The 14,887-nt window shown below is 69.1% G+C and carries 10 protein-coding genes; 6 read left to right on the top strand and 4 right to left on the bottom strand.

Annotated elements, in window-relative coordinates; all coding sequences use genetic code 11:
- Positions 1-6: 6 nt before the first annotated feature.
- Together ptsP and BLO63_RS14950 are read right to left on the bottom strand one after the other, a co-directional pair.
- On the bottom strand, positions 7-2,274 hold the full coding sequence (ptsP, locus tag BLO63_RS14945) for a phosphoenolpyruvate--protein phosphotransferase (RefSeq protein ID WP_091442015.1): 2,268 nt from the start codon (positions 2,272-2,274) through the stop codon (positions 7-9).
- 81 nt (positions 2,275-2,355) lie between these two features.
- The gene (locus BLO63_RS14950) at positions 2,356-3,606 is read right to left on the bottom strand and encodes an aspartate kinase (RefSeq protein WP_091442018.1); all 1,251 of its coding nucleotides are present in this window, start codon (positions 3,604-3,606) and stop codon (positions 2,356-2,358) included.
- 158 nt (positions 3,607-3,764) lie between these two features.
- On the opposite strand from BLO63_RS14950, the gene ubiG reads away from it, so the two are divergent.
- The 4 genes from ubiG (at position 3,765) to BLO63_RS14970 (ending at position 9,192) form a co-directional block, all read left to right on the top strand.
- Complete coding sequence (ubiG, locus tag BLO63_RS14955) at positions 3,765-4,514, top strand: bifunctional 2-polyprenyl-6-hydroxyphenol methylase/3-demethylubiquinol 3-O-methyltransferase UbiG (RefSeq protein ID WP_091442020.1); 750 nt, start codon at positions 3,765-3,767, stop codon at positions 4,512-4,514.
- Positions 4,515-4,607: 93 nt separating this feature from the next.
- Positions 4,608-5,894, top strand: a complete 1,287-nt coding sequence (locus tag BLO63_RS14960) for an MFS transporter (RefSeq protein WP_091442023.1) — start codon at positions 4,608-4,610, stop codon at positions 5,892-5,894.
- 175 nt (positions 5,895-6,069) lie between these two features.
- Positions 6,070-8,688, top strand: a complete 2,619-nt coding sequence (gene clpB / locus BLO63_RS14965; RefSeq protein WP_091442025.1) for an ATP-dependent chaperone ClpB — start codon at positions 6,070-6,072, stop codon at positions 8,686-8,688.
- An 84-nt stretch (positions 8,689-8,772) separates the two neighbouring features.
- Complete coding sequence (locus BLO63_RS14970) at positions 8,773-9,192, top strand: DUF2267 domain-containing protein (RefSeq protein WP_091442028.1); 420 nt, start codon at positions 8,773-8,775, stop codon at positions 9,190-9,192.
- Positions 9,193-9,260: 68 nt separating this feature from the next.
- Here BLO63_RS14970 and BLO63_RS14975 read toward each other — a convergent pair whose 3' ends face one another.
- Positions 9,261-10,151: a UTP--glucose-1-phosphate uridylyltransferase gene (locus BLO63_RS14975; protein ID WP_091442030.1), complete on the bottom strand. Its 891-nt coding sequence runs from the start codon at positions 10,149-10,151 to the stop codon at positions 9,261-9,263.
- Between the two features lie 247 nt (positions 10,152-10,398).
- Between BLO63_RS14975 and BLO63_RS14980 the strand changes: the two genes are divergently transcribed.
- Positions 10,399-11,778, top strand: a complete 1,380-nt coding sequence (locus tag BLO63_RS14980; protein ID WP_091442032.1) for a lytic murein transglycosylase — start codon at positions 10,399-10,401, stop codon at positions 11,776-11,778.
- A gap of 109 nt (positions 11,779-11,887) precedes the next feature.
- Positions 11,888-13,231 (top strand): SGNH/GDSL hydrolase family protein, encoded by a 1,344-nt coding sequence (locus BLO63_RS14985; RefSeq protein ID WP_091442034.1) that lies wholly within the window; start codon positions 11,888-11,890, stop codon positions 13,229-13,231.
- A gap of 66 nt (positions 13,232-13,297) precedes the next feature.
- Here BLO63_RS14985 and BLO63_RS14990 read toward each other — a convergent pair whose 3' ends face one another.
- Positions 13,298-14,722: a glutamate synthase subunit beta gene (locus BLO63_RS14990; RefSeq protein ID WP_091442037.1), complete on the bottom strand. Its 1,425-nt coding sequence runs from the start codon at positions 14,720-14,722 to the stop codon at positions 13,298-13,300.
- Positions 14,723-14,887: the final 165 nt, after the last annotated feature.

Genomic DNA, 14,887 nt, shown 5'->3' on the forward strand with positions numbered 1-14,887 from the left:
CGGCACTCACAGCGGCAGGCCGGCTTTCTCGGCGAAGGCGGCGAGCTGCGGGCGCAGCGACGCCACCTCGCCGCGAATGCCGAGCAGCGGTTCGACAAAGGCGGAAGCGGCGGGCAGATCGAGTTCGAGCAGCATCGCCTTCACCGGGCCATAGGAGGCCGGGGAGACCGAGAGCCGGCGATAGCCGATGGCGGCCAGCGCCAGCGCTTCCAGCGGCCGCGAGGCCAGCTCGCCGCACAGCGTGACCGGCTTGCCGTACTCGGCCGCCTTGTCGATGATCATCTTCAGCGCCCGCAGCGCCGCCGGGGCCAGCGGGTCGAAGCGGTCGGCGACGCGCGAATTGCCGCGATCGGCGGCATAGAGGAACTGCACCAGGTCGTTGGAGCCGACCGAGGCGAAATCCACCCGGCTGAACAGCAGGTCGAGCTGGAACAGCAGCGCCGGCACTTCCAGCATCACCCCCACCAGCACGCGCTCGGGCAGGCCGTGGCCGTGCCGGCGCAGATGGGTCAGCTCGCGTTCGACGATGTGGTGGGCGCGGTCATATTCCTCCACCGCCGACACCATCGGGAAGATGAGCCGCAGCTCGCGCCCGGTGGCGGCGCGCAGCAGGGCGCGGATCTGGCTGCGCAGCAGGCCGGGCCGGTCGAGGCCGAGGCGGATGGCGCGCCAGCCCAGCGCCGGGTTCTCCTCCTCGATCGCCCGCATATAGGGCAGCACCTTGTCGCCGCCGATATCGAGGGTGCGGAACACCACCGGCCGGTCTCCGGCGGCGTCGAGCACCGAGCGGTAGAGCTTCAGCTGCTCATTGGTGCGCGGGAAGGCGGAGGCGATCATGAACTGCAGTTCGGTGCGGAACAGGCCGATGCCGGTGGCGCCGGTCTCGGCGATGTGCGGCAGGTCGACCAGCAGGCCGGCATTGAGATGCAGCTCGATCGGCGTGCCGTCCTTGGTGACGGTCGGCACGTCGCGCAGCGCGGCGTAGCGCTCCAGCCGCTTGGCGCGGAAGCGCACCTTGTCGGCATAGGCGCTCTCGACATCGGCCGGCGGGCGGATATGCACCTCGCCGCTGACACCGTCGACGATCACCGCGTCGCCGGCATCGACCTGGCCGACGACGTTCTCCATATGGCCGACGGCGGAAATGCCGAGCGCCCGGGCGACGATGGTCAGATGGCTGGTCGCCGCGCCTTCTTCCAGCACCAGGCCGCGAATGCGGGTGCGGTCATAGTCCAGCAGCGCCGCCGGGCTCATATTGCGGGCGACGATGACGGCATTGTCCGGCAGCCGCTCATGGTCCGAGCCGGCGCTGCGGCCGGTGAGCTGGCGCAGCAGGCGGTTGGCCAGATCGTCGAGATCGTGCATCCGCTCGCGCAGATAAGGGTCGGTCATGCGCAGCATGCGGGCGCGGGTGTCCGACTGCACGCGCTCCACCGCGCCCTCGGCGGTGAGGCCGGTCATCACGGCCTCGCGCATCCGGCCGATCCAGCCGCGGTCATGCGCGAACATGCGGTAGGCTTCGAGGATTTCGCGGTGCTCGCCGACGCGGGCGACGCCCTCATCCTCCAGCATGGTGTCGATCGAGGCGCGCAGGGTCTCCACCGCGCCGTCGAGCCGCTTCAGCTCGGCCGGCAGGTCGTCGGCGATGACCTTGGTGACTTCGATGCGCGGCTCATGCAGCACCACATGGCCGAGGCCGATGCCTTCGGAGAGCGCGAGGCCCTTGAGATGCAGCGGCCGGCGCGCGGCGGGCTCGGCGCCGGGCAGTGCCATGGCGGTGAGTTCGCCCGAGGCGATGATCTCGGCCAGCACCATGGCCGTGGTCTGCAGCGCCTCGATTTCCTCCTCGGTATAGGAGCGGTGGGCGCGGTTCTGCACGACCAGCACGCCGAGCGTGTTGCCGGCGCGCAGGATCGGCACGCCGAGGAAGGAGTGGTAGATTTCCTCGCCCGTTTCCGGCCGGTAGGAGAAGGCCGGGTGCGCCTGGGCATTGGACAGGCTGATCGGCTCGGCCTCGCGGGCCACCGTACCGACGAGGCCTTCGTCGATCCGCATCACGGTGAGATGCACGGCGGTGCGGTTCAGGCCCTCGGTGGCGTAGAGCTCGAGCGTGCCATCCACGCGCAGCACATAGACCGAGCACACCTCGGCCACCATGTTGGCCGCGATCAGTACCACGATCTTGTCGAGGCGGTCCTGCGCGCTCACCGGCTCCGCCATGACCTCGCGGAGACGCCTCAAAAGCACGCGCGGGCCGCCGAGCGCGCCACGCATTGGCCGTCCTCGGTTTCCGGGAGCCGCTATCCCGGAGCGTCACTTAGGGCGGCGCGACTTGCGCCGCGCCGTTGCCTGAAATCAGGCGTCGAGCCCGTATACCGAATGCAGCGTTCGCACGGCAAGCTCGGTATAGGCGGCGTCGATCAGCACCGAGATCTTGATCTCGGAGGTGGAGATGGCGCGGATGTTGATCCCGCGCTCGGAAAGCGACTTGAAGGCACGGGCGGCGACGCCGGCGTGGCTGCGCATGCCGATGCCGATGATCGACACCTTCACCACATCCGTCGCCCCTTCGATGCTCTGGAAGCCGATCTGCTCGCGCACGCCGGCCAGCGTGGCCTTGGCGCGCTCGAAATCGGCGGTCGGCACGGTGAAGGTGATGTCGGTGAAGCCCTCGGCCGAGATGTTCTGGACGATCATGTCGACATTGATGTTCGCTTCCGCGAGCGGCACGAACACGTTCGCCGCGATGCCGGGCTGGTCCGGCACGTGGCGGATGCTGACCTGGGCTTCGTCCCGGGCGAAGGCGATGCCGGTGACGACTTCACTCTCCACGATTTCCTCCTCGTCGCAAATCAGGGTGCCGGGCGGGTCGCCGGCGGTCTTGAGTTCCGGTGCGTCCGGATCGGTGAAGCTGGAGCGCACGAAGGTGCGCACCTTGTGTACCATGGCCAGCTCGACCGAGCGCACCTGCAGCACCTTGGCGCCGAGCGAGGCCATTTCCAGCATTTCCTCGAAGGCGACCTTCTCCAGCCGGCGCGCCTTCGGCACGATGCGCGGGTCGGTGGTGTAGACGCCATCGACATCGGTGTAGATGTCGCAGCGGTCAGCCTTGATGCCGGCGGCGATCGCCACCGCTGACGTGTCCGAGCCGCCGCGCCCGAGCGTGGTGAGGCGCCCGCTCGGCAGGTGGATGCCCTGGAAGCCGGCGATGACCGCCACCTCTCCCTGGGCGAAGCGGTTGATGATCTCCTCGCCATTCACGTCGAGAATGCGCGCCGCGCCATGGGCGTCGTCGGTCGAGATCGGCAGCTGCCAGCCGAGCCAGGAGCGGGCGGGAATGCCCATGTCCTGCAGCACGATGGCCAGCAGGCCGGACGTCACCTGTTCACCGGAGGCGACGATGGAATCATATTCGCGCGCATCGTGCAGCACGGCGGCCTCGCGGCACCAGGCGACCAGCTCATTGGTCTTGCCGGACATGGCCGAAACGACGACCGCGACCTGGTGGCCGGCCTCCACTTCCCGTTTGACGTGCCGCGCAACGATGCGAATGCGCTCAATGTTGGCGACCGAGGTGCCGCCGAACTTCATCACCAGACGTGCCATGCGGGAAACCGTACCGTGTTCTTCTGTGGGGCCGGGCGGGAGAATGTGAGCTCCCGGCCCAAAAGGCGCGTATACATATCCACCTCGCGCCGCGCCCGCAACGGCGCCGCGCGAGCTTGGAATCCCTCTCGGCACGGCCGGGCGAAGATGAGGCGTCGATGACCGCAACCGCCACCACCGTCGATCCCCGCGAAGTGGAACGCTTTGCCGCGCTCGCCGCCGAATGGTGGAATCCGCGCGGCAAGATGCGGGTGCTGCACAAGTTCAACCCGGTCCGGCTGGCCTTTCTGCGCGAGAAGATCGCGACGCATTTCGGCCTCGACCCGCGCGACATGCGCTGCCTGGAGGGCTTGCGGATCCTCGATATCGGCTGCGGCGGCGGGCTGCTGAGCGAGCCATTGGCACGCATGGGCGCCAGCGTCACCGGCATCGACCCGGCCGAGCGCAATGTGCGGATCGCCGCGCTGCATGCGGAAGAGAGCGATATTCCGGTCGACTACCGCGCCACCACGGCCGAGGCGCTGGCCGATGCGGGCGAGCGATTCGATGTCGTGATGGCGATGGAAGTGGTGGAGCACGTCGCCGATGTCGACCTGTTCCTCGCCCGCGCGGCGGAGATGGTGAAGCCGGGCGGCCTGTTCGTGGCGGCAACGCTGAACCGCACCAAGCGCTCCTTCGCCCTCGCCATTGTCGGCGCCGAATATGTGCTGGGCTGGCTCCCCAAGGGCACCCATGACTGGAAGCGCTTCGTCACGCCGGAGGAATTGCAGGCGGCGCTGGAAGCGGGCGGCCTGCGGGTGATCGAGCGCGAGGGCGTTGTCTTTAACCCGCTGGCGGATGAATGGCGGCGCTCCGGCGACCTCTCGGTCAACTACATGATGCTGGCGGAGCGGCGCGCGGCCGCCTAGTCTCGCCTACCGGCAGAGCGCGAGGCCCGGCCGGAGCTTCCGGCGGGTGAGCGGGCGGGCGCCGGTGCGATGTCACCGTACCGGAACCCTCCCATGCGCGCCACTCCGTCCACCGCCGCGTTGCTCTCCCCGCTCGCCGCGCTTGCCGCGCTGAATCTCTTTCTCGCCGATGTGCGCGACGGTCTCGGGCCGTTCCTCGGCGTGTTTCTGCAGGAAAAGGCCTGGAGCCCGGCCGAGATCGGCCTGGTCATGACGCTGGGCGGGCTGGTTGCCATGCTCGCGACCATGCCGATGGGGGCGCTGGTCGATGCGAGCCGGGCCAAGCGGGCGATCATCGTGTTCGGTTCGGTGGCGATCCTCGCGGCCTCGCTGACCATCCTCGCCGTACCGCAATTCGCCGCCGTGGCGGTGGCGCAGGCGGTGAACGGCATCGCCGCCGCCGCGCTGTTGCCGGCCATTGCCGGCCTCACCCTCGGCCTTGTCGGCCCGGCCGGCTTCGACCGCCAGCTCGGGCGCAATGAGGCGTTCAACCATGCCGGCAACATCCTCGCCGCCGTGCTGGCCGGCGTGCTCGGCTGGTGGTTCGGCCTGCCGGCGGTGTTCGCGCTGCTGGGCGCGATGGCGGTGCTCGGCGCGCTGTCGGTGCTGGCGATCCCGGCCGATGCCATCGACCATGAAGCGGCGCGCGGCGGGGGTGCCGCGCCGGCCGGTACGGGCAAGGGCCGCGAGAGTAAGGGCCGCGAGAGCATCGGCCGGCTGCTGCGCGAGCCGGCGCTGGTCACGGCGGCAATCACCTTCGGCCTGTTCCATCTCGGCAATGCGGCGATGTTGCCGCTGTTCGGCCAGGCCATGGTCGCCACCGCCGGGGCGGACCCGAGCGCTCTCACCGCGACCACGGTCGTGGTGGCGCAGGGCACGATGATCCCGATGGCGCTGGTCGCCGCCTGGCTCGGCGCGCGGCGCGGCTATCGCCTCGTGCTGCTGCTCGCCCTCGCGGCGCTGCCGATACGCGGGGTGATCGCGGCGGCGGCGGTGTATCACGGCGCCGCCTGGGCGCTCATTCCGGTGCAGGTTCTCGACGGCGTCGGCGCCGGCCTGCTCGGCGTGGCGACGCCGGGCCTGGTGGCCCGCATCCTCGCCGGATCGGGCCGGTTCAATCTCGGCCTCGGCTTCGCGATGACGGCGCAGGGCATCGGCGCCTCGCTCTCAACCCTGCTTGGCGGCGTGGTGGCGCAGCAGGTCGGCTATGGCGCCGCCTTCCTCGTATTGGGCAGCGTGGCGCTGCTGGCGGCCGGCGCCTATGTGATCGGCGGCTGCCCGGGCGGCACCGAGCCCGGCCGGCGGGACGACGCCGGTACGGTGGCGCCGGCGACGGGCTGAGGAAAATCCGCCTTTGATCCTCCGCAACGCCCTTCCGTTGCCGTTCCGCCACACTACATGAGGACCGACGGATCGCCGCAACGGGGTCCGTTACGGCGGCCGGGATACGGGCGCCGTCGTCCCGAGTGACCGTTCGTGCCGTCAGGGCGAACGGGGGGCCAGGAGGCAACGCGAAATGAATTTCGAAATCTACACCGAGCGCGCGCGCGGATTTGTCCAGTCCGCCCAGTCGCTTGCCCTGCGAGAGGGCAACCAGCAATTCACCCCCGAGCACCTGCTGAAGGTTCTGCTCGACGATCCGGAAGGTCTCTGCGCCGGGCTGATCACCCGCAGCGGCGGCGATCCCCGCATCGTGCTGGCCGATACCGAGGCGGCGCTGAAGAAGCTGCCCAAGGTGCAGGGTTCCGGCGCCGGCCAGGTCTATCTCGCCCCGGGCACCGCCCGCGTGTTCGAGGCGGCCGAGCAGGCGGCGAAGAAGGCCGGCGACGGCTATGTCACCGTCGAGCGGCTGCTGCTCGCGCTGGCGCTGGAGAAGGACAGCGAGGCCGGCAAGATATTGCTCAAGGCCGGGGCCACCCCGCAGAAGATCAACACCGCCATCGAGGCGCTGCGCAAGGGCCGCACGGCCGACAGCGCCACGGCGGAGAACGCCTATGACGCGCTGAAGAAATATGCCCGCGACCTCACCGAGGCGGCGCGCGAGGGCAAGCTCGACCCGGTGATCGGCCGCGACGAGGAAATCCGCCGCACCATCCAGGTCCTGTCCCGCCGCACCAAGAACAACCCGGTGCTGATCGGCGAGCCCGGCGTCGGCAAGACCGCGATCGTCGAGGGCCTCGCCCTGCGCATCGTCGATGGCGACGTGCCCGAGAGCCTGAAGGATAAGAGCCTTTTGGCGCTCGACATGGGCTCGCTGATCGCCGGCGCGAAGTATCGCGGCGAGTTCGAGGAGCGGCTGAAGAGCGTGCTCTCGGAAGTCGAGGCGGCCGAGGGCGGCATCATCCTGTTCATCGACGAGATGCACACCCTCGTCGGCGCCGGCAAGACCGATGGCGCGATGGATGCGTCCAACCTGCTGAAGCCGGCGCTGGCGCGCGGCGAGCTGCACTGCGTCGGCGCCACCACGCTCGACGAGTACCGCAAGCATGTGGAGAAGGACGCGGCGCTGGCCCGTCGCTTCCAGCCCGTCTTCGTCTCCGAGCCGACGGTGGAGGACACCGTGTCCATCCTGCGCGGCATCAAGGAGAAGTACGAGTTGCACCACGGCGTGCGGATCACCGATTCGGCGCTGGTGGCGGCGGCGACGCTGTCCAACCGCTACATCACCGACCGTTTCCTGCCCGACAAGGCGATCGATCTGGTCGACGAGGCGGCCTCGCGCCTGCGCATGCAGGTCGATTCCAAGCCCGAGGAGCTGGACAATATCGACCGCGAGATCGTGCGCCTGCGCATCGAGCAGGAGGCGCTGAAGAAGGAGACCGACACCGGTTCGAAGGACCGGCTGAAGAAGCTGGAGAAGGAGCTCGCCAATCTGGAGGAGCAGTCCGCCTCCATCACCTCACGCTGGAAGGCGGAGAAGGAGAAGCTCGGCGACGCCCAGAAGATCAAGAGCGATCTTGAGAAGGCGCGCGCCGACCTCGCAATCGCCCAGCGCTCGGGCGAGTACCAGAAGGCGGGCGAGCTCGCCTATGGCACCATTCCCGCGCTGGAGAAGAAGCTCGCCACCATCGAGGCCAAGGATGCGGCCGGCGAGGTGAAGGCCGGCACGATGATGGAGGAGGCGGTGACGCCCGACCACATCGCCGGCGTCGTCTCGCGCTGGACCGGCGTTCCCGTCGACAAGATGCTGGAAGGCGAGAAGGACAAGCTGCTGCGCATGGAGGACATGCTCTCCAAGCGCGTGGTGGGCCAGAAGGAGGCCGTGGAGGCCGTCTCGACCGCGGTGCGCCGCGCCCGGGCCGGCCTGCAGGACCCCAACCGGCCGATCGGCTCCTTCATCTTCCTCGGCCCCACGGGCGTGGGCAAGACCGAGCTGACCAAGGCGCTGGCGTCGTTCCTGTTCGACGACGACACCGCGCTGGTGCGCCTCGACATGTCGGAATACATGGAGAAGCACTCGGTCTCCCGGCTGATCGGCGCCCCTCCCGGCTATGTCGGCTATGAGGAGGGCGGCGCGCTCACCGAGGCGGTGCGGCGCCGGCCTTATCAGGTCGTACTGTTCGACGAGATCGAGAAGGCGCATCCGGACGTGTTCAACGTCCTCCTGCAGGTGCTTGATGACGGGCGCCTGACCGACGGGCAGGGCCGCACGGTCGACTTCCGCAACACGCTGATCATCATGACCTCGAATCTCGGGGCGGAATATCTGGTGAACCAGCCGGACGGGGAGGACAGCGAAGCGGTGCGGGACGAGGTGATGGGCGTGGTGCGTGCGCATTTCCGCCCGGAATTCCTCAACCGCGTCGACGAGATCGTCCTGTTCCACCGGCTGCGCCGGGACCAGATGGGCGCCATCGTCGACATCCAGGTCAAGCGGCTGGAGAAGCTGCTGGAAGAGCGCAAGATCGCGCTGGAGATCACCCCCGAGGCGCGGGACTTCCTCGCCGAGAAGGGCTACGACCCGGCCTATGGCGCGCGCCCGCTCAAGCGGGTGATCCAGAAGCTGCTGCAGGACCCGCTGGCCGGCCGCATCCTCGCCGGCACGGTGAAGGATGGCGACGCGGTGAAGGTCGAGCGCGGGGCGAACGAGCTCCTGTTCGACACCCGCGCCCGCACGGTGGACGAGGCGGCCTGACGGCCTTCATACGCCCTACGATCCTGTAGAAAGACAGAAGGGCCCTCTCGCGGGGGCCCTTCTTTCATGCGCGGAGGGATCGCGATGCCGATACCGATGGAACTGCAGCACGCCTCCGACGATTTCGAGCGCTTCCTCGCCGATGCCCGCGACGGGTCGGGCCTCGCCACCCGCAACCAGACCTACACCATGGTCGAGGGGGTGCTGCGCAGCTTCCGCCGCCGGCTGGCGGTGCAGCAGGCGCTCGACTTCGCCGATGCGCTGCCGCCCATCCTGCGTGCCATCTTCGTCTCGCGCTGGGATGTCTCGGAGCCGGTGCTGCCCTTCGCCGACCGGGCGACGCTGACCCGCGAGGTGCAGGGGCTGCGCCAGCACCATAATTTCGCGCCCGACACTTGTCTGGCCGACGTCGCCCGGGCGCTGCGCCGTTATGTCGACGCGGAAACCTTCGACCGGGTGCTGGCGACGCTACCGGACGGCGCGGCGGATTTCTGGCGCGCCTGACCGCCGATCAAGCAAAAGGGCGCCGCGCGGCACCCTTTTCATTGGTCAGGACCGGGCGAGGAGCTAGCTCAGCCCCTGGCCAGCAGCGCGTCGAGCTCGGGGCGGAAGGCGCCGGAGATTTCCGGATTGTCCAGCGCATAGGCGACATTGGCCATCAGGAAGCCGAGCTTGGAGCCGCAATCATAGATCGCGCCGTCAAAGGTGACGCTGTAGAAATCCTGCGTCTGCGCCAGCTTCAGCATGGAATCGGTCAGCTGGATCTCGTTGCCGGCGCCGCGCTCCTGGGTGGCGAGCAGGTCGAAGATCTCCGGCTGGAGGATATAGCGGCCGGAAATGGCGAGGTTGGACGGGGCGTCGTGCTTCTTCGGCTTCTCGACCATGCGGGCGATCTTGTGCACGCCATCGGCCATTTCGTCACCGAGGCCGACAATGCCGTATTGGTCGGTCTGCTCGGGCGGCACCTCATAGACCGCGAGATGGTTACCGCCGCCGGTGCGCCGGTAGGCTTCGGCCATCTGGCCGAGGCAGCCCTTGCCGTTGGTCGGCTTGTGCAGCATGTCCGGCAGCAGCAGCGCGAAGGGCTCGTTGCCGATGATGTCGCGGGCGCACCACACCGCATGGCCGAGGCCGAGCGGAAGCTGCTGGCGGGTGAAGCTGGTGGCGCCGGGACCCATGGTCTCCTCGCGCAGCAGCTCCAGCATCTTCAGCTTGCCGCGCTCCTGCAGCGTGTCTTCCAGCTCGTACTGGCGGTCGAAATGATCCTCGATCACGCCCTTGTTGCGGCCGGTGACGAAGACGATGTGCTCGATGCCGGCGGCACGCGCCTCGTCCACCACATGCTGGACCACGGGGCGATCCACCACGGTGAGCATTTCCTTCGGCACCGCCTTGGTGGCGGGCAGGAAGCGCGTGCCGAGGCCGGCGACGGGAAGGATCGCTTTGCGAATAGGTTTTACCATCGGGGGAATATGCCGCTTTTGATGACGCAGGTTCAGGCGGAAAGAGCGAAACTCGTAACCGAACGAGCTTAACGCTTCGCTTGTGTCAATAAACCGGCGGGTTAACGCGGAGGTGGCGGAATAGGTTCCCTTACCGTCACTTTCCGCGTGAGGCGCCAGTGCCGCTGAGGAAAGTGACGCGACGTTAACATCCCCGCAACCATGAGGCTGGCCTAATCATCGCCGGTTTCTGCGTTAGGATTGCGTCATGGTTCACCGCACGGCCTCCGACCGGGGGCATGTCGGCCTTGTTGCCGGCGTCGCCATCGTCTGCTTCGGCCTTGCCGGGTGCGCAGGCTCCGACGACATAACCGGCGCGTTTTCCGCGCCGCCGGCGGCCCATGCCAGCGCGCCGCGAACCGTGGCCCAGGCCCGCCCGCAGAGCCGCCCGGCGGCCCGCTCCACGGCGCCGGCCGCGCCGTCCACCCATCCCGACATGACCCCGGCCGCGCTGGCCCGCGACGAGGCCAATTTCAGCCGCTGCATCGCCGCGCTGGAGCCGAAGGCGCGGGCGGCGGGCGTCTCCGCCGCCGGCTTCCGCCGCTACACGGCGGGGCTGAAGCCCGACATGGGCATCATGGAGAAGCTGCAGACCCAGCCCGAATTCACCCGCACCGCCGGCGACTATGTCGAAATGCTGGTCTCCGAGACCCGCATCCGCAAGGGCCGTGAGGCAATGGCCCAGAACGCGGCTGTGTTTGAAACTGTCGAGCGCCAATATGGCGTCGACCGCTACGTGGTGGCGGCGATCTGGGGCATCGAGACCAATTACGGCAGCGCGCGCGGCTCCTATCCCGTCATCGAGGCCACCGGCACGCTCGCCTGCGTCGGCCGCCGCAAGGCCTATTTCCGCGACGAGTTCGTCGCCGCCCTGCGCATCGTCGACCGCGGCGACATCCCCGAGAGCCATTTGCGCGGCTCCTGGGCCGGCGCCTTCGGCCTCACCCAGTTCATGCCCACCGCCTTCCAGCGCGACGCGGTGGATTTCGACGGCGACGGCCACCGCAATGTGGTGGATTCGGTTGCCGACGCCATGGGCTCCACCGCCAACAAGCTGAAGCGCGGCGGCTGGCAGCAGGGTCGCTCCTGGGGCTATGAGGTGGTGCTGCCGCGCCGCTTCGACTATCTGCTCGCCGACAAGAACATCCGCAAGCCGATGCGCGAATGGGCGGCGCTCGGCATTCATCGCCCCGATGGCCGGCCGATGCCGCCCGCCGGCGAGACCGCCTATCTGCTGCTGCCCGCCGGCGCCAAGGGCCCGGCCTTCCTGATGACCGACAATTTCAAGGCCATTCTCAGCTACAACCCGGCCGATGCCTATGCGCTGGCCATCGGCCATCTCGCCGATCGCCTGCGCGGCGGCGGGCCCTTCGTCCAGCCCTGGCCGGACCAGCGCGCCCTGTCGCGCAATGAGCGCTCGGAACTGCAGAAGCGCCTGGCCGCGCGCGGCTATGAGGTCGGCCCGCATGACGGCGCGATCGGCGCGCAGACGCGGGCGGCGGTGCGCGACTATCAGGTGGCGGCGGGGCTGCCGCCGGATGGCATGGCCAGCGGCGAGGTGCTGGAGAGCCTGCGCAGCGGCAGCTGATCGCCCGGCGCCGATGCGGGGGTCTTGAAACAGCCGCGATAATGGTTCACCCGTGCGAGGTGTGCCGGCATTCATGCCGGCATTGCGATAGGCATTCGGGACACCGCTCATGCGCGGGCTGCACGGCAACCGGCTGGGACTGAAGGCGCTGGCGGTGGCCGGCGCCCTTGTCGCCGGCTGTTCGCTGGCGCAGGCGCAGAATGACTGGTTCCGCCCGCCGGCCGATATCGGCCAGCCCTCGGCCCGCCCCTCGCAGCAGCGCCCGCAGCAGCAGCGCCAGCAGGCGCGCCCGCAGCAGCGGGCGGCGCCCGCCGCTGAACCGCGTCGTGCCTGGTCGCCGTTCCAGCCGCTGATCGATCTTTTCGGCGGCCGCGACAACCGTCCCCGCCGCGTACGCCCGATGGAGCCGGAACTGGCGCCGCCACCGCCTGTGGTGGCGCAGCAGCCGGCCGAGCCGCGCGGCAAGGTCCACGCCTCCGCCAGCGAGGCCCGCGCCGCCTCCGACCAGGTGAAGGAGGTCGTGCTGGTGTTCGGCGACGAGCAGGCGGGCACGCTGGCGCAGGGGCTGGCGGACGCCTTCGCCGCCGACCGCGAGACCGCCGCCGTCGTCGCCCGCGCCGAGGCCGATGCGGGCTTCGCCCCGGGCAGCGGCGTGGACCTCATCGCCGCCGCGCGGCAATTGCCGACGGGGAGCGAGCAGGCCAATGTCATCGTGGTGCTGGCCGGCAGCCATGATCTGGAACCGATCACCGATGCGTCGGGCGTCCGGGCGGAGCTGTTCGACGAGCGTTGGCGCGACCTCTATTCCCGCCGGGTCGAGGATTTCCTGCTGGCGCTGAAGCTGCAGCGCCGCAATGTCGTGGTGGTCGGCCTGCCGCCGGTGGAAGACGCGGTGCGCAACGAGCAGATCGCGCGCTACAACGCTCTTCTGAAGGAGATCGTCGAGCGCAGCGGCTTCATCTTCGTCGATGTGACCGACGGTTTTGTCGACGAGAACGGCAAGTTCATGATGTCCGGCCCGGCCGTCGATGGCCAGCGCCGCCGCCTGCGCACCGCCGACGGGGCGGGCTTCACCCGCGCCGGCGCGCGCAAGCTGGCCTTCTTCGTCGACCAGAAGCTCGACGATCTCCTCACCGGCAAGGACCTGCCGGCGGCGGCGGCCGACCCGGCAGAGTCGCGCCCGTCCATCATCATGCTGACCGGCGGCCCGCCGGCCGGCAACGCCCGCACCCTCGCCGGTGCGCCGGGCACGCTGTCGGCGGCCGAGCTCCGCCCGTCGCCGGTGGCCGAGGCGGACGCGACGCCGGAGCCCGCCCGCATGCTGGTCGAGGGCACGGCCCCGCCTGTTGTGCCCGGGCGCACCGACGATTTCCGCTGGCCGCCGGGCCAGCCGGAGGAGCCGCTGGTCCCGCCCATGCCGCAGGGGCCGCTGCCCGGCACCGCGACGCCCTGAGCCTCGCTCAGACGTGAAAAAGCCGGGCGCGCGGGCCCGGCTTTGACGATTATTCGGTGGCGCCGCTCAGCGCGGCAGGACGGAACTGCCCATCAGGAAGGTGTCGATCGACTGCGCGGCCTGCCGGCCCTCGCGGATCGCCCACACCACCAGCGACTGGCCGCGCCGCATGTCGCCGGCGGCGAACAGCTTCGGCACGCTGGTGGCGTAGTCGAGGTCGGTGGCGCCGACATTGCCGCGCTTGTCGAGGGCGAGGCCCTCCTTCTCCAGCATCCCCTCGCGCAGCGGATGGACGAAGCCGAGCGCGATGAACACCAGATCGGCCTTGATCAGGAACTCGGTGCCCGGAATCGGCTGGCGCTTGGCGTCGACGCGGGCGCACTTCACCGAGGTGACGTGGCCCTTCTTGCCCTCGATGCCGAGCGTGGCGGCGGCGAATTCGCGCTCGGCGCCCTCGGCCTGCGAGGAGGAGGTGCGGAACTTGGTCGGCCAGTAGGGCCACACCGCCAGCTTGTCCTCCTTCAGCGGAGGAACCGGGCGGATGTCGAGCTGGTGCACCGACAGCGCGCCCTGACGGAACGCCGTGCCGACGCAGTCGGAGGCGGTGTCGCCGCCGCCGATCACCACCACATGCTTGCCGGCGGCGAGGATCGGCTCCTCGCGCGAGACGTCCTCATGGCCGACGCGGCGGTTCTGCTGCACCAGATAGGGCATGGCGTAGTGCACGCCGAGCAGCTCCTGGCCGGGCAGGGCCGGGTCGCGCGGGGATTCCGAGCCGCCGCACATCAGCACCGCGTCATGGCCTTCCAGCAATTCGTCGAGCGGCGTGGTGACGCCGACATTGACGCCGTAATGGAAGGTGACGCCTTCGCCTTCCATCTGGGCGACGCGGCGGTCGATATAGTGCTTTTCCATCTTGAAGTCGGGAATGCCGTAGCGCAGCAGGCCGCCGGCCTTGGGCTCGCGCTCATAGACATGCACATCGTGCCCAGCGCGGGCGAGCTGCTGGGCCGCCGCCATGCCGGCGGGGCCGGAGCCGACGACGGCGACCTTGCGGCCGGTCTTGTGCGCGGCGGGCTCGGGCTTGATCCAGCCGGCCTTCCACGCCCGGTCGGCGATGGCCTGCTCGACGGTCTTGATCGCGACCGGCACGTCCTCGAGATTCAGCGTGCAGGCTTCCTCGCAGGGCGCGGGGCAGATGCGGCCGGTGAATTCGGGGAAGTTGTTGGTCGAGTGCAGGTTGCGCGCCGCCTCTTCCCAATTGCCGTGATAGACGAGGTCGTTCCAGTCCGGGATCTGGTTGTGGATCGGGCAGCCATTGGGCCCGTGGCAGAACGGCACGCCGCAATCCATGCAGCGCGAGGCCTGGTTGGCGACCTCGGCGTCCGGCAGGGGCAGGGTGAATTCGCGGAAGTGACGAATGCGGTCGGACGCCGGCTGATACTTCGCCTCGCGCCGATCGATTTCGAGAAAGCCCGTAACCTTGCCCATTGCGCCCTCTTTCGCGGAGCACCGCCACCTTGGAGGCATTCCACCTCCGGTGCCAGATACATCAAACATGCCAGTTGGAAAATGGCGGCGCGGCAGAGAGCCGCGCCAAGCTGCGTGTTTCGGCGCCTCCGCCGTCTTCCCCCACCGCCCTTGTCATCCCGGAAG

Source organism: Ancylobacter rudongensis (assembly GCF_900100155.1).
GTDB classification, from domain to species: Bacteria; Pseudomonadota; Alphaproteobacteria; order Rhizobiales; family Xanthobacteraceae; genus Ancylobacter; species Ancylobacter rudongensis.